The following is a 13,801-nucleotide window of genomic DNA, read 5'->3' on the forward strand; positions in this document are numbered from 1 at the left end:
TAGCAATTGAATTAAGCGGTGAGTTCAAATTGATACCTGGCCGGTTTTTCATAAGCTTGGCTGATGTCGCTATAAAAACTCTCAATCCTAATTGCTCGCTGAATGACGTCATCAGAGCGACTGGGTGAAATTTCCTCTTGTGCCGCAAGGGTTTGATTAATCAAAGTATCAAAGTCTTGCTCAACCGCTACATCATTATTTTGTTCTTGCGCCAGCGTATTGTTAGGATTTACATACGATGAATTACTTGATGTTTCTCGTGCAAATTCATTACCTTGAGCAGCTAACAACTGTGATTGTGCTTGTAGAATAATTTGTGCCGCTGTGGCAGCTATACGCGTATCTTGTACTGAAGGATTTGCTGGTGCTAATGCCGCAGCATGTACTTTCTGCATTTTAGCAATTGTCGCTCTCGGATCTCCTTCCACAACAGAAAGATCAACAGACACTTCACCTTCCACTGCATACTTTTTGCCATCTGGGCCAGTTTCAAAAGAGTAACTAGGTGCACCTGTAAAAGCACCGCCCACAGAAGCATGAGCCAATTCATGAGAACGTACTTCTTGATCCCTGCGCTTTAATTCACTAATTTCTCGGGCTTGCTGAAACTCTTCAGCGTGATTATCACTGTCATCACCGTGCTGATTATTAACTGCAGAGTTTTCTTGCTCTTCAGTATCATGATCATGCTCTTGATGGGCATGATGTTCACTGTTCTGCTCTTGGTTTTGTTCTGAAATCGCATTGTTTGCCAACTCTGCTTTTTCTTTTAAGCTAGCAAAATCGATGTTTTCATTATTTTGTGCTGGCGTTCTACCACGCTCTTTATCTGAAGCAACACCTTTTTCAGCAGCCGATTGACTCATTGCCGCTGGTTGCGAGATCATTTCTCTATTGGTGTTTTCACGACGCAAGGTTTCTGTGTGCGGATTTAGCACAGTAGGGATAGAAAGGTTAGGCGCTTGCGGTGTTATATTCATGTCAGTATTACATATTGCTAATGTCTAGGCAGCTATGCCTAAGCAGTAATGCCTAAGCAGTTACATCAAGGAGTGTGCCTAAGCTCTCATCAGCACTTTGGATCACTTGTGCAGACGCTTTAGCTTGATACTCTGCAACTTTTAAATCCACTATAGACTGATTTAAATCCGGTAGCTCGTTACCCGTAGCACTGGCTTCGGTTGACGTTGACTCATCAGTTGTTAGCGTATTGGCAACAATATTTACAGCTGCTTCATTGGCTTCTTCTGTGGCTTTTTGAAAGCCTTGAACACCTGAATTAAATGCTGATTGTATTTCCATCACACATACCTCAATTTAGCCTTTACTTACTGATTAATTATTAACCAAAACAGCAAAAAAGTAAACCTTTGGGCAAACTTAAGCTGATTCAATTAATTATGCGCTGTCACTCGGCTGTATTGGCTTTCTCTACGTATTTTTTACCTAGGATAACCAATAATATACCGCTAAGAATAATGCAGGAAGAAATTAGTAAACGCATTGAAATAATTTCATGAGAAAATATCACGCCACCAACAGTTGCAATAACAGGCACAAGTAATTGCAATACAGCCGCTTGAGTGCCCGAAAGCTCTTTCAATGCGGCATACCAAATAACATAACCAATACCTGAAGTGATGCCGCCAGAAACAATGGCAAGTATGACTCCTTGTTGCGTATAAAAAGAGACATCTACACTCACCACAAGTAACGCAACTACCCAAGGTAATGTACGCAAAAAATTGAAAGCCGTGTTAGTTAAAGGATCGGTTGCCCCAGTTCCTGCTAGGGTATACATCCCCCAGGCAATACCCGCAATAGCCATCAAAATAAAACCTGTAAACGATGGGCTACTTAAGTTAGGAAATATTAAATAAACCAAGCCTAAAAAAGCAAAGAGGATACCAGTCCACTCGGTAAAATGAAGTTTATTACCAGAAAGTAGACCTTTCAAAATCATACTAATTTGCACGAAACCAAATAAGATTAACGCACCTATGCCGGTATCTAGTGAGATATATGCATATGAAAAAGCAATAGCATAAACAAAAAGGTAGAAAGATGCTGCCCAACTTCCTTTAGACGCGGCAGATTTTCCCTGATTAACCACTGACCAAATAATGAATAATACTAAGATGCCAGAAAATAAACGTATGCTAGTAAAGCTTGCTGCATCTATTGTATTTCCATCTAAGGCTAGCCGACAAAGTACTGAATTTCCTGCCAGTGCAATTAAGGCAAGCAAGGTACATAAAGTATGCTTCATAGGTTAAAGGCCTTTTTAACTTTGTGCAGGCAGGTGCGCAGGCAAATGTGTAAATTAGCTTTACACATGCAAAATTTTCTCATTTAGCCAGTTTATAAGTACCTTAGTAAATTCATCAAGGTGTGAAATAAACGGTGCGTGAGAGGCCTGCTCAAAAATATATTGCTCACTGTGTGGTGCGAGCTCTTTAATAGACTGCACCACCTTTTTCGGCACTAAGCTATCGTTATGACCATACAAACGTAAAAATGGCTGTTCAATAGTAAGCAATTGGTCTCTGTAATCGCTGCTTTCAAGTAAGGATAATGATTTATCTAAAGTATCTTTACTTGGCATAGCTTGCGATAAAACTAATTGGCTTATTTGTTTAATATCATCACGAATATGTGGGCTACCCATGGCTTGAATTTTTAAAAAGCCACTGATAGTTTTTTTAGTATCAACTTCTAATTGCTGATGAAAGCTCTTTAGCACATTTGGCTTTATACCGGGCCAAAACGCAGTTTCATCACTATCTTCTACAAAGTAAGGAGAACTCGCAACTGTGATTAAAGCAAGGACTTTTTCAGGGAAAGTCAACGCCATCTCTGTGGCAACAAGTCCTCCTAATGACCAGCCCAGAAAGATAGCTGGCTGCTCAATAACCGCATTGATTTGCTTCACAATTTCAGATATCGAATAAGGTTCAACTTCATACTGATTATTTTCACCAAACCCTGGTAAATCAAGGGTGACAAGATGAAAATCATCTGCCACAAGATCCTTTAATTGATTAATAAGTGGCTGCCATATAGCTGAATTAACGCCCCAACCATGAATCATAACAATAGCAGTACTATTTGCTTTAACGGGGTTATTTTCAGCGGAGTAATAAGTGGAAAAATGTAATGTATCTGCCATGCTTATGTCTTTAGGATTAAGTATTCAATGATTATTTTACAAAATGGATGGTAACAATGGAATGGCAAGAAAGGATTCTGCACTATTATCGGCAATTATTGCTGCGGCTCGGGCAATGTGATTTATGTGGCAATAATACTGAAAAGTACCCACTGTTGTGCTCATCATGTTTACATGATTTACCACTTTTTCAGCATGAAATAGTACAAAATGATTTACTTAATTGGCCAGCCATTAACCGAGCTTTACCGAAAGTCAGTTTCGATCGTTTATTTTGCTTAGCGCCTTATTTACCGCCCTTTAATCATTGGTTAGTTCAATTCAAATATAATAATAGGTTCGAACTCGCCAACATTTTATCAACCCTGCTTACTGAGCAATGGCAAACTGTACACCAACATCAAACACAACCAAAAGTAGATCTGGTGTTAAGTGTGCCTTTACATCATCAAAAGTGGCAAAGCAGAGGTTACAACCAAGCACATTTACTGGCGAAGTATTTTGCCAAAAATCTACAGCTACCTTATCACGCATCGGCTTTAAAACGCCTGAAGAAGAATGCTAGCCAAGTTGGGAAAACCGGTACTCAACGGCGTAAAAGTTTAGCTAACACCTTTGCATTAAACCAAGCGATGCCAGATCATGTAAAGCATGTGATTTTAATTGACGACGTAGTTACAACAGGTAGTACAGCCAGTGCAATCAGTGAGGTGTTAAAACAAACAGGTATTGAAACCGTTACTTTAGTTACGGTTTGCTTAACCTTACCTAACAGTTAATAACTAATTCGTTGGTGAAGCACTAAAAGCTTTCGCAAAAAATACACTGTTTGCTAATAACTTAACACTACCTAACCAGAAACCTCGAAATGCCAACACATCACTACTCGCGATCACTCGACCTTTTCCGTAATTATGAGCAACAATTGCAGCGTTGTGCGCTAAACGGTTCACTAAGTTTTTATCGGTATAGCCGCTTAATAAAGGCTTAGCATGATATTTAGCTAAGGTGATAAAGGGCTGCTGCTCTGTTTCCATAATTAAAGTACTATTACGAAATAACGGCAACGTATTGTTTTGATAGCCAAATGCTAACGGGTGAGAGGTATCAAGATCTGTTTTGAATATTGCTCCTGCAATACGCTTTCTAGCAGCAAAACTTTCTTTATCTTTATACGCTAATTGCTCGCTATCAAACAATTGCTCAATTTGCTCTTTACTGACAAAATTTACTGATAGAATATCTTCCTGAGAGAGCCACTTAGCCGCTCGTTTTTGCGCGATAACCACACCACCTTGCTTCACCCAAGCTTTAAATTTTTCAGTATTTTTATCACTGATATAGGTGTAATTTCCATCAACAAGTATTACATGGCTGTATTCATTTAAATCAATTTTTGCGAGACGACTATGCTCTATAACACTGATAGGGATTGACAAGGTGCCATCAAAATAATGTCTAATTTCACCTGCTTCATACTGGGAAATTCCTAAACCGCCAACCAGTAAAATTTTAGGTTGAGTTAATAATTTAAACGAACTACTCCCTAAATCAATACCTTGAGCGGTTAAACCTGTTGTTAATGGAAATAATGGCAATGCATTATTATTACTGAGCTCATACAACTTCTTTTGCCAATCTGGTTCAGTTTGAATACCAGCTGGGATCATTATAGTGCCCGCGGCAAAGGTGCGTTTTTCACCATTAACTTGCGTTACAAAGCCACCTGTTGCTACCTTGGCTTTGATATCATTGGCCAACAACTGGTTTAGCAATTTAGGCGCTAAAAAGTGATGCCATTCAAACGCATATGCATAATGCGATTGCTCTGGTTTCTTATTAACTACGCCAGTGGCTTCACTGGCAGACCATGCAATATCAGAGACTTTTAATCCCCATGAGCTATCAAGTGCTTTAAAGTGAATATTCATCGCTAGTGGCATTGTCCAGCCAGAAACATCATAAAAAGTATTATCTTTAAAATTGGTTTCTTGGTTAAACAACGCTTGGATTAACGTGTATTGTGTCTGTACTAACGGGATAAAATAGCTATGCTGCTCAGGGTAAGTCTTACCTTTAAACTTAAAGTCTTCTGTCAGTGGGTAAGCTTTAATTTGATGTTGAGATAATTTACTCAATAAGGCATTTAAACGATATTGATCTTTACGCTCAGTAATCAGGTAACCTTCAATTTTTTGTTTTTTTGCTTGTTTTAATGCCTGTTGATAAAAATCATGTCGATGGTTTTTCAACATATCTCTATTTTGCCATGCGCCTTCAATGGTAGAGAGTGAAGTAAGCACATGATTTTGAATACCAAACTCTAAGGTAATTACACCGTTAGTTGCTTTAACTTGCATCCCTCTTGAGCTAGCTTGCTCAAATAAAATGCCTACGCTGCCGTTAATATCAGGATAGGTAGATCCTTTCCCATAAAAGAAGTCATCAAAATGCTCTTGGCTGTAATACAAGCGTTGAGCCTGATCTAAAGCACTAGCATGAAACTTGGCCATCTTGTTCGTTAAGACAATATTTTGTTTCGGCGTTAACGGGTGAGTTCTGCTCGGAACACCTGGTTGGAAAAAATAACTGCTGTTAGAGCCCATCTCATGGTAATCACCTAAGATATTAGGTTGATATTGATGAAAGTAAGGTAACCTATTACGCGTTTCTTGTTGTGAAAGTAGTAGCCAATCACGATTTAAATCGAACCAATAATGGTTAGTTCTTCCCGTTACCCATGATTGATGATGTTCTATATGGTTAGGATCGATGTTGTCGGCTGCATTACGATACGTGCTAGCCCAGTTCGCAAACCTATCCATACCATCGGGGTTAATAATAGGCTCTAATACTATGATGGTATCTTCGAGCATGGTTTTAATTGCGGTTTCTTCACTCGCCGCTAAATAATAAGCGACAACCATTGCCGCATTAGCACCGGTGATTTCATCACCATGAACACTGTAACCAAGCCAAATAACTAAAGGCTCTTCCTTGCTCTTATTCGCTAATGGAATATGTCTTTTTTTCAGTAAGCTATCTAAATTAGCTAAATTGTCTGGGCTAGAAATTGTAACTAAGAATTGATCCCGTTGCTGCTCTGTTTTGCCAATAGTGGTGAGTTTAACCCGCGCAGCTTCTTGCTCTAAGCGCTTAAAATATTGCTGTAATTGGTCATAACGTATATGCCGCTGCCCTATTTCAAAGCCTAGGGTTTTTTCCGGCACAGAAATAGTTTGATCAAAACTAGCCTCCTTAGGAAGGTAATCTTGTACTGGCAGGGCTTGAATAAAAAACGAGGTAATAAAAACACAAAAAATAATTAAACTACGAATAGCAAACATGAAGCTTTCCTTATATTAAGCTTGTTTAAAATAGCAAATAAAAGCATAAAAATCATTAGCACATCGTAAGATTGCAGAGTAAAATACCCATACTTGAGTAAATCACTCAAGTATATCATGTCCTATTTCGGAAAAATGCGTTAACCAGTAAGAGAGTTTTAATATTATGATCACTATATCACCAACCGCCCAAGAACATTTTGTTAAACTCCTTTCACAGCAAGCAGAAGGCACACACATTCGTGTATTTGTCGTTAATCCTGGAACCCCTAAAGCTGAGTGCGGTGTTTCTTATTGTCCAGCCGATGCTGTAGAGCCAGGCGATATTGAATTACCTTTTGAAGGTTTTTCTGCCATGGTCGATGAAGACAGCAAAAGCTTTTTAGAAGAAGCCGAAATTGACTTTGTAACGGATCAAATGGGCTCGCAATTAACGCTAAAAGCGCCAAACGCAAAATTACGTAAAGTCGCGGATGATGCACCTTTATTTGAACGAGTGCATTACTTCTTACAAACAGAAGTGAACCCACAATTAGCAGGTCATGGTGGTGAATGTACATTGGTTGAAATTACTGACGATGGCTATGCTGTACTTCAGTTTGGTGGCGGCTGTAATGGTTGTAGTCAAATTGATGTGACCGTAAAAGACGGTATTGAAAGACAGCTAACAGAAATCATGGGTGATGAAATTAAAGGCGTGAAAGATGCTACCGAACATCAACGCGGCGAACACTCTTACTATTAAACCTAAGCTCAATAAGTATTAGCGTAGTAAATAACCGCTATGAACACATTACTTGCTAAATTAGGACAAGATCCCAAGCGTAGTTTATCTATCTTCTTACGAGGTCTTGCCCTTTTTGTATTGGGAGTAACGTTTATATGCTTAGGTTATTTTTATCATCACCTATGGCAAGTTGCTGGCTTACTCATACTTGGTGTAGGTTGTATCACGGCAGCTTGGGGTTACATAGGTATTTTTTCAAACCGCTGGTTTAATATTCTCAATAATCATAAACCGAATAACTTACCCTAAATTACATGATACTTTTCATTCAAAAATATTGGTTGCAGATCACTTTATTGATACTGTTAAGTATAGCAACATTATCGCTTTGGCCTGCTGCGCAGCTACCTAAAGTCCCTGGTACAGATAAAACTCATCACTTTATTGCATACGCTGCATTGGCACTGCCAACCGTGTTAAGAAAGCCAAAACATTACTACACAATACTTGCTGGATTTATTGTTTTTAGTGGTGCCATCGAGCTTATACAACCCTATGTCAATCGTTATGGTGAGTGGCTTGATATGGCAGCCAATATTATAGGGCTTTTATGTGGCTGGATAATTGCCGAGTTATTATTAAGGTTTAAATTAAGATTCAGAAAAAACTAAGCTAAGTTTGACACCTATCAAAGCAAACAACTTTTCAGCAGCTATACTGGTGCTACATTTTTAAAATTGGCAATTGTTATGGAAGCACCTAAACACCACCCTAAACATCGTTGGCAGAAAATTATTGCCGTATTGGCTAAATTTAGCTTCGTTTGTGCTGCAATAGGCGTAATTATTACCCTTATTTACAGTGGCGATGTCACGGAAGAATATAAAGCCGCGATGGGCGCTATTACCTTTATCTGCTTTGCAATCGGTATCGTATTGAGCACCTTAGGTAATGCAAGTATTCCTAATTTAAAGCCCGATCAAGATTAATTTTTGTGACTTTAGTTCATCAAGAACGTGAGTCATTGATCTATATCGGTTATTTTTCGTAAATTTGCTTCTTATTGCTAGGCAATTTATAAAAAAAGCGCTATTTTAAATCATTCAATTTCCAACGAGCAACCATGATGAAACAAGCTTTACTAGTTTTACTACTTTATTTCGTTCAAATAACGGGTTTTGCAGCAGTCATTCTACAGTATCATCATGTCAGTGATAGCACGCCTAAAAGCACCAGCATCACCCCAAAACAATTTGAAGTGCATTTACAGTACTTAAAAGATAATCAATTTAATGTTGTCCCGTTATCCAACATTATTGACGATATCAAATCACAGCAACCCCTCAAAAGTAAAACCGTTGCTATCACGTTTGATGACGCCTATATAGATGTGCTCACTCAAGCAAAGCCAATTCTTGATAAGTTCAACTACCCGTACACTATTTACGTTAACCCCGGAATCATTGATAGAAATGAGTCAAGAAAGAACTCCCATTACCTATCTTGGGCTCAGTTAAAAGCGATGGCAGATGAAGGGGTAATTATTGCCAATCATGGCTTTGAGCATGACTCTATGACTCGAATCACTGATGGCTTAACACAGGAACAATGGCTATCGAAACAAACCGAACTATTGTTAAAAGCTGAATCGATAATCAAAGAAAAAACTGGCCAGACTTGGCGTTATTATGCATACCCTTACGGCGAATATGATCCAAGAATACAAGAGTGGGTAAAAGCTAATAATTTTATCGGCTTTTCTCAGCAATCAGGGGCGGTTGGCCCTCAAACCGATTTAAGCAGTATTCCTCGCTTCCCAGCTTCAATGCCCTACGATAAAATTTCCAGTTTGAGAGATAAACTCAATTCGCTGCCTTTCAATATCCAATTGCATGGCGAGCAAGCCGAAACAATTTTTGAGCATAAACAAGCTAAAAAAGTGACTTTCACCGTGGAAACAGGTGACTTTTATAAATCACAACTTAACTGTTATATCTCAGGCCTTGGTAAGCAAAAAATACAATGGCAAGGAGAAGATACTTTTACAATAACCTTCAGTGATGATTTACCGTTAGGTCGTGTTCGCTGTAACTGTACCGCCGCTAGTATTAGCCAACCTGGACACTACTATTGGTACTCTAAGCCTTGGTTTATTTTAAAAGAAGGTGGAGAGTGGTATCCCTTGTAACTAAAGTTCTAAATAAAAAACTAATATAGAGCGACTATTTTTTGATAGTCGCTCACCAATTTATCACTATCAATACTAGGCACTTGACCAACTTCCTGTTCAGGTTTGAAAATAGCAGCTATATCTCCATTAGGATTAATTAAAACTAACGATGCGCTATGATCAACCAAATAGCCTTCTTCTTCTGAGCTAATGGCGTACATTAAACCTAAATTACGTGCAAAAGGAAAAAGAGCCCCATGCTCACCGCGTAAAGCAATAAACTCTTTATTAAAGTAAGCAATATACTGACTGAGCTTTTCAACACTATCTCGCTTAGGATCAACGCTCACTAACAGCACTTGGCTATTATCAGTTATATCTTTCAAGTCATCATAAATAAAGCCAAGATTTTGTAATGTAGTAGGGCAAACATCAGGACAAGAAGTGTAGCCAAAAAAGACTATTGACCACTTACCTTTAAGTTGTTGATTGGTAAATGCCTGACTGTTGTGCTGTGTTAGTTCAAACGGTTTTATCTTTCTGGGCTCTTGATAGTAAAGTGCATAGTCTGGTGTAGGCAGTTTAGTGACATGTTGAAAAGTCACCGCGCCAATGATGGCAGCAAGAGCTCCACCAATATATATAAAGTACTTCTTCATAAACTTTATTTTATCCTACAGGTAACAAGTAATGGTCGAGTAATAATATAATAAATAACAACATCAAATGGATAATTGAAAACTTAAAGGTATCCATAGCGGTATTTTCATCCGCATTAAACTTTAACTTCCACGCATAAGCAAAGAACATTAAATTCAGCGCAATAGCGCCAATTAAATAAAGCCAGTTACTCATACCTACGAGGTAAGGTAATAAGCCAACAACAAACAACAAAACTGTATACAGCAAAATTTGTGTTTTAGTAAAATTCACGCCATGAGTGACGGGCAACATAGGTATATTAACTTTGGCATAATCATTTTTACGATGGATTGCTAACGCCCAAAAATGAGGAGGAGTCCAAGTAAATATTAACAGTACCAGCAATAGCGCATGAGGGTGGATTTCATTAGTCATGGCGGTCCAGCCAAGTAACGGCGGAATAGCTCCCGCTAAGCCACCGATAGTAATATTTTGTGGCGTCGCGCGCTTCAAATATAACGTATAAATAAAGCTATAACCTACGAGACCTGACAGAGTTAAATAAGCGGTGAGTGGGTTGACTAAGGTAAATAAAATAACAAAGCCCAAAAGCGCAATAGTAGTAGCAAAAACTATGGCATTATTAGCTGAAATTCGCCCTTCTGGTAATGGCCTTTGATGAGTTCTGCCCATAATAGCGTCAATTTTTTCATCAACGATATGGTTAATGGCTGCAGCGGCCGACGATAACAAAGCAATGCCTAACATTGCTGGAATAAATACTTGCCATGGTAAGCCTCCAGGTACCGACAAACTCATACCTACCACAGCAGTAAGTACTAACAAAGCTACCACTCTTGGTTTCGTTATATCGTAATAAGCCTTCCATTTAGAAAAACTGATAGCAGACGTTTTAGTATCGACAATTACTTTACTCATATTCATTATTCCTACTAAATTTTACGACGTAGTCGGTAAGTTAGCGCAATTAACGTCAGCATTAAACAAGCTGCGACAATGTTATGCCCTACCGCAACAGACAAGGGCAGTGAAAACCAAATATTACTAATGCCTAAAATAACCTGCGTTACCAGTGCAAAAGCAACAATAAGTGCTGAGGTTCTAAAGATTTTAGTTTGTGCTTTTATATAAATCATTACCAACAGCCAGGCTAAATACAAAGTAGTAATGATGGCGCCAAATCTATGTACAACATGAATTGTCACCCTTTCATAATGGGTTAAATGACCATATTCATAGGTTTCACGTTCAGGTGGCACTAGATCAAACGATCGCTCAAAAGTTAATTGCTCTTGCCAGCCAGATTGGCAAATTGGTAACTCAACACAGCTTAACGCGGCATAATTAGCCGACGTCCAGCCACCTAGCGCGATTTGAATGCTCAATATCACAATACCAATCAAGCCATATCGACCATATTTTTTGACATGCCAATCGCCTTGATTGATTCGATGTGGTTTTAGTCGTAAATGCAATAAAAACAATAACGATAAAGTGGTAAAACCACCAATTAGGTGTGCCATAACAACAATAGGCATCAGTTTCATGGTAACAGTCCACATACCTAGTATTGCTTGAAATATTACAACCGCTAAAATCAGTAAGGGCAGTCGTAAAGGAGTCCCTTGACTACGTTGTTTAAAAGACAAAATAGCAATGGCCAAAATGAGTAAACCAAGTGCACCGGCAAAATAGCGGTGGATCATTTCATTCCACGCTTTTTCTGGCTCTACTTTACTGTCAGGGTATGCTTGCTCTGCAATCGCTATTTGCTCTGCGGTTTCAGGAACATCTATTAAACCATAACAAGTGGGCCAATCTGGGCAACCTAATCCCGCATGCGTTAACCGTGTGTAAGCCCCTAAGCTGACAACGACCAAAGCCAATAAAATACTGACAAAAACCAGTCTTCTAATGGTGTAATTACTATGCTCAATCATATTATCCCACCTTAGAGTATTTTAATAACTTCTTCATATCAGTCATAATTTGCTTACCAAAAAGCGATAGTTGCTCATTATCTTCTGGGACAGTATGACTTAAGAAAATGTTACCAAGTGGGTCAACAATATATACCTGAGAAGCTTCTAATAGTTGCGAATTAGCTAACGACATAGTCACTAACTGCCATTGGCTTTTAGCTAATTGTTGGCTTTGCTCTTCAGAAAATGGACTTTGATAGATTGCTACAGGGGTGATTCGGGGCATTTCTTTACCCAAAGCAACATAAGTATTATGCACAACCTCCATGGTCTTTTCGCACTCAAGATCACATGTTATTGGCAAGTGGTAAAGTATCAGCCACTGTTGATTAAATTCCGGTTTGTCGATCCCTAACTTAGTTAAGGTTAATTCATTGTTTAATAAGGTACCTTTGTTCGTAACGCCAGTTGCCAACCACTGTCCATCTAATGCAAATTTAGCCAACAAAATAGGTAAGGCAAAAACAATAATTATTAATAATAAACTTCGACGATTTTTTTTCTGTGTTATCGGGGGCGCTTCAATAAGATTTTCATCAGGTACTGAACTCATACTAGGTTACCTTACTTCTATTTTTATTATGTTTTAACTTTGAGCCAAACTTTGCCCAAAGCATCAGTATTAACCACGCTAACGCTAAGCTGAACCATTGAAAAGCATAGCCGCGATGTTTCTCGGGAGGCATTACTATTGGTTGCCAGTTTTTTTCAAAACCCAGTGCTTCATTTTTATCTAAATAAACAACAAAGGGCAATAGCTTGCGACCAATTAATGTTGAAAATTTATCCAATTCAATTTGCTGAACTCTTAAAGGCCAAGTTACTTGCTCAAACACTTGTTCTTGTAATAGCACGCCAGACTCAATAATACGCACATGACCATTAAATGCATTATCACCTTTTAAAGCCACTATATCGGGTAATTCCTGACGATTTACTGAGCCTTTTACCCAGCCTAGGTTAACCAAAACGGCATTACTCTCTGTTTCAGCTACCTGATAAACCCGATACCCTAAACGCCCGTTATTCACTTGGTTGTCTAATAAAAACACTTGTTCTTGGTTAAAACGACCCTTGATATAAACCGGATAGTCATTTACGGCTGCGTAGCTACTTTGTTTATTGGCCAGTGTTACCACCTGCGCTAATGATAAAGCTTGCTGTGAAGCTAATTTTTCAATTTGTAAAAGTCGCTGCTCTTTTTCTACTGCGCGAGCACTTTGCCAAAGTCCAAGCTTTACTAATGCTGAAAAAACAAGCACAGTGAGTAAAAACCAAAATATTGTGTACTTATTGAATAAACTTTTGCCCTGCTTTTGAGCAGTCGGTGATTGGCAATTTGGCATGAAGAAGAAAATCCTTACAACAAGTTAACACTTAGGATATTGAATATATGCTTTTTAAAATAGTTATTGTGACGCTACTATTCTTTATGATTTACAACCTATTTCGTGCTTTATGGCTAATGAATAAAAAGCCCGAGCCAGAGCAGCCGCCCATGAGTAAATATATTGGGCGCCGATTAATCTTCTCTGTCGCCATTGTCGTTTTATTATTAATAGGTATATTAACCGGCTTAATCACCCCAAACCCACGACCTTATTAATTTAGTTATAAATATTTCTCACTTTAATATGTTTTTGCAAAGATAAACTTACTAGAGCAAAGAGAAGGCACGGAGTTGACGCTAGTCAATGAGTACCTTCGATGAAGCTATAGTGTGTTTACCGAAGCAAGAAACTA

Annotated in this window: 17 protein-coding genes; 7 read left to right on the plus strand and 10 right to left on the minus strand. The window is 38.5% G+C overall.

Annotated elements, in window-relative coordinates:
• Positions 1 to 11: 11 nt before the first annotated feature.
• From AC27GZ_RS04115 to bioH, 4 genes are all read right to left on the minus strand, one after another.
• A complete protein-coding gene (locus AC27GZ_RS04115; RefSeq protein ID WP_487093603.1) occupies positions 12 to 980 on the minus strand; it encodes a putative metalloprotease CJM1_0395 family protein in 969 nt (322 codons plus the stop codon).
• A gap of 52 nt (positions 981 to 1,032) precedes the next feature.
• Positions 1,033 to 1,302 (minus strand): hypothetical protein, encoded by a 270-nt coding sequence (locus AC27GZ_RS04120; RefSeq protein WP_487093604.1) that lies wholly within the window; start codon positions 1,300 to 1,302, stop codon positions 1,033 to 1,035.
• Between the two features lie 106 nt (positions 1,303 to 1,408).
• Positions 1,409 to 2,269: a DMT family transporter gene (locus AC27GZ_RS04125; protein ID WP_487093605.1), complete on the minus strand. Its 861-nt coding sequence runs from the start codon at positions 2,267 to 2,269 to the stop codon at positions 1,409 to 1,411.
• Between the two features lie 60 nt (positions 2,270 to 2,329).
• A complete protein-coding gene (gene bioH / locus AC27GZ_RS04130; RefSeq protein ID WP_487093606.1) occupies positions 2,330 to 3,169 on the minus strand; it encodes a pimeloyl-ACP methyl ester esterase BioH in 840 nt (279 codons plus the stop codon).
• A 56-nt stretch (positions 3,170 to 3,225) separates the two neighbouring features.
• Between bioH and AC27GZ_RS04135 the strand changes: the two genes are divergently transcribed.
• Positions 3,226 to 3,948, plus strand: a complete 723-nt coding sequence (locus tag AC27GZ_RS04135; RefSeq protein WP_487093607.1) for a ComF family protein — start codon at positions 3,226 to 3,228, stop codon at positions 3,946 to 3,948.
• Between the two features lie 3 nt (positions 3,949 to 3,951).
• Here AC27GZ_RS04135 and AC27GZ_RS04140 read toward each other — a convergent pair whose 3' ends face one another.
• Positions 3,952 to 6,516 (minus strand): M14 family zinc carboxypeptidase, encoded by a 2,565-nt coding sequence (locus AC27GZ_RS04140; RefSeq protein ID WP_487093608.1) that lies wholly within the window; start codon positions 6,514 to 6,516, stop codon positions 3,952 to 3,954.
• A 166-nt stretch (positions 6,517 to 6,682) separates the two neighbouring features.
• On the opposite strand from AC27GZ_RS04140, the gene nfuA reads away from it, so the two are divergent.
• The 5 genes from nfuA to AC27GZ_RS04165 all read left to right on the plus strand — a co-directional run bounded on the left by nfuA (position 6,683) and on the right by AC27GZ_RS04165 (position 9,431).
• Positions 6,683 to 7,261 carry a Fe-S biogenesis protein NfuA gene (gene nfuA, locus AC27GZ_RS04145; protein WP_487093609.1) on the plus strand — a complete coding sequence of 193 codons (579 nt, stop codon included), beginning with the start codon at positions 6,683 to 6,685 and terminating at the stop codon, positions 7,259 to 7,261.
• Positions 7,262 to 7,300: 39 nt separating this feature from the next.
• Positions 7,301 to 7,552, plus strand: coding sequence for a hypothetical protein (locus AC27GZ_RS04150; RefSeq protein WP_487093610.1), 252 nt, complete (start codon positions 7,301 to 7,303; stop codon positions 7,550 to 7,552).
• A gap of 5 nt (positions 7,553 to 7,557) precedes the next feature.
• A complete protein-coding gene (locus AC27GZ_RS04155; protein ID WP_487093611.1) occupies positions 7,558 to 7,914 on the plus strand; it encodes a VanZ family protein in 357 nt (118 codons plus the stop codon).
• Between the two features lie 78 nt (positions 7,915 to 7,992).
• Positions 7,993 to 8,232, plus strand: coding sequence for a hypothetical protein (locus AC27GZ_RS04160; RefSeq protein WP_487093612.1), 240 nt, complete (start codon positions 7,993 to 7,995; stop codon positions 8,230 to 8,232).
• 134 nt (positions 8,233 to 8,366) lie between these two features.
• Positions 8,367 to 9,431 (plus strand): polysaccharide deacetylase family protein, encoded by a 1,065-nt coding sequence (locus AC27GZ_RS04165; protein WP_487093613.1) that lies wholly within the window; start codon positions 8,367 to 8,369, stop codon positions 9,429 to 9,431.
• A 20-nt stretch (positions 9,432 to 9,451) separates the two neighbouring features.
• On the opposite strand, the gene AC27GZ_RS04170 is transcribed toward AC27GZ_RS04165, so the two are convergent.
• The 5 genes from AC27GZ_RS04170 to AC27GZ_RS04190 are packed head-to-tail and all read right to left on the minus strand — an operon-like array spanning position 9,452 to position 13,404.
• Positions 9,452 to 10,072: an SCO family protein gene (locus AC27GZ_RS04170; protein WP_487093614.1), complete on the minus strand. Its 621-nt coding sequence runs from the start codon at positions 10,070 to 10,072 to the stop codon at positions 9,452 to 9,454.
• Between the two features lie 10 nt (positions 10,073 to 10,082).
• On the minus strand, positions 10,083 to 10,994 hold the full coding sequence (gene cyoE / locus AC27GZ_RS04175; protein WP_487093615.1) for a heme o synthase: 912 nt from the start codon (positions 10,992 to 10,994) through the stop codon (positions 10,083 to 10,085).
• A gap of 14 nt (positions 10,995 to 11,008) precedes the next feature.
• Positions 11,009 to 12,016: a COX15/CtaA family protein gene (locus AC27GZ_RS04180; protein ID WP_487093616.1), complete on the minus strand. Its 1,008-nt coding sequence runs from the start codon at positions 12,014 to 12,016 to the stop codon at positions 11,009 to 11,011.
• Between the two features lies 1 nt (position 12,017).
• Positions 12,018 to 12,611, minus strand: coding sequence for a hypothetical protein (locus AC27GZ_RS04185; RefSeq protein WP_487093617.1), 594 nt, complete (start codon positions 12,609 to 12,611; stop codon positions 12,018 to 12,020).
• A gap of 1 nt (position 12,612) precedes the next feature.
• Positions 12,613 to 13,404 (minus strand): SURF1 family protein, encoded by a 792-nt coding sequence (locus AC27GZ_RS04190; RefSeq protein ID WP_487093618.1) that lies wholly within the window; start codon positions 13,402 to 13,404, stop codon positions 12,613 to 12,615.
• A 47-nt stretch (positions 13,405 to 13,451) separates the two neighbouring features.
• On the opposite strand from AC27GZ_RS04190, the gene AC27GZ_RS04195 reads away from it, so the two are divergent.
• The gene (locus AC27GZ_RS04195) at positions 13,452 to 13,664 is read left to right on the plus strand and encodes a DUF2909 domain-containing protein (RefSeq protein WP_487093619.1); all 213 of its coding nucleotides are present in this window, start codon (positions 13,452 to 13,454) and stop codon (positions 13,662 to 13,664) included.
• Positions 13,665 to 13,801 lie beyond the last annotated feature (137 nt).

Source organism: Colwellia sp. SU-HH00943 (assembly GCF_057546125.1).

Excerpts from the sequence above, each read along its gene's own strand:
- AC27GZ_RS04170 (WP_487093614.1), bottom strand. The coding sequence starts at position 10,072 with ATGAAGAAGTACTTTATATATATTGGTGGAGCTCTTGCTGCCATCATT.
- AC27GZ_RS04195 (WP_487093619.1), top strand. The coding sequence starts at position 13,452 with ATGCTTTTTAAAATAGTTATTGTGACGCTACTATTCTTTATGATTTAC.
- nfuA (WP_487093609.1), top strand. The coding sequence starts at position 6,683 with ATGATCACTATATCACCAACCGCCCAAGAACATTTTGTTAAACTCCTT.
- AC27GZ_RS04115 (WP_487093603.1), bottom strand. The coding sequence starts at position 980 with ATGAATATAACACCGCAAGCGCCTAACCTTTCTATCCCTACTGTGCTA.
- AC27GZ_RS04165 (WP_487093613.1), top strand. The coding sequence starts at position 8,367 with ATGATGAAACAAGCTTTACTAGTTTTACTACTTTATTTCGTTCAAATA.
- AC27GZ_RS04125 (WP_487093605.1), bottom strand. The coding sequence starts at position 2,269 with ATGAAGCATACTTTATGTACCTTGCTTGCCTTAATTGCACTGGCAGGA.
- bioH (WP_487093606.1), bottom strand. The coding sequence starts at position 3,169 with ATGGCAGATACATTACATTTTTCCACTTATTACTCCGCTGAAAATAAC.
- AC27GZ_RS04180 (WP_487093616.1), bottom strand. The coding sequence starts at position 12,016 with ATGATTGAGCATAGTAATTACACCATTAGAAGACTGGTTTTTGTCAGT.
- AC27GZ_RS04160 (WP_487093612.1), top strand. The coding sequence starts at position 7,993 with ATGGAAGCACCTAAACACCACCCTAAACATCGTTGGCAGAAAATTATT.
- AC27GZ_RS04190 (WP_487093618.1), bottom strand. The coding sequence starts at position 13,404 with ATGCCAAATTGCCAATCACCGACTGCTCAAAAGCAGGGCAAAAGTTTA.
- AC27GZ_RS04120 (WP_487093604.1), bottom strand. The coding sequence starts at position 1,302 with ATGGAAATACAATCAGCATTTAATTCAGGTGTTCAAGGCTTTCAAAAA.
- cyoE (WP_487093615.1), bottom strand. The coding sequence starts at position 10,994 with ATGAGTAAAGTAATTGTCGATACTAAAACGTCTGCTATCAGTTTTTCT.
- AC27GZ_RS04155 (WP_487093611.1), top strand. The coding sequence starts at position 7,558 with ATGATACTTTTCATTCAAAAATATTGGTTGCAGATCACTTTATTGATA.
- AC27GZ_RS04185 (WP_487093617.1), bottom strand. The coding sequence starts at position 12,611 with ATGAGTTCAGTACCTGATGAAAATCTTATTGAAGCGCCCCCGATAACA.
- AC27GZ_RS04150 (WP_487093610.1), top strand. The coding sequence starts at position 7,301 with ATGAACACATTACTTGCTAAATTAGGACAAGATCCCAAGCGTAGTTTA.
- AC27GZ_RS04140 (WP_487093608.1), bottom strand. The coding sequence starts at position 6,516 with ATGTTTGCTATTCGTAGTTTAATTATTTTTTGTGTTTTTATTACCTCG.
- AC27GZ_RS04135 (WP_487093607.1), top strand. The coding sequence starts at position 3,226 with ATGGAATGGCAAGAAAGGATTCTGCACTATTATCGGCAATTATTGCTG.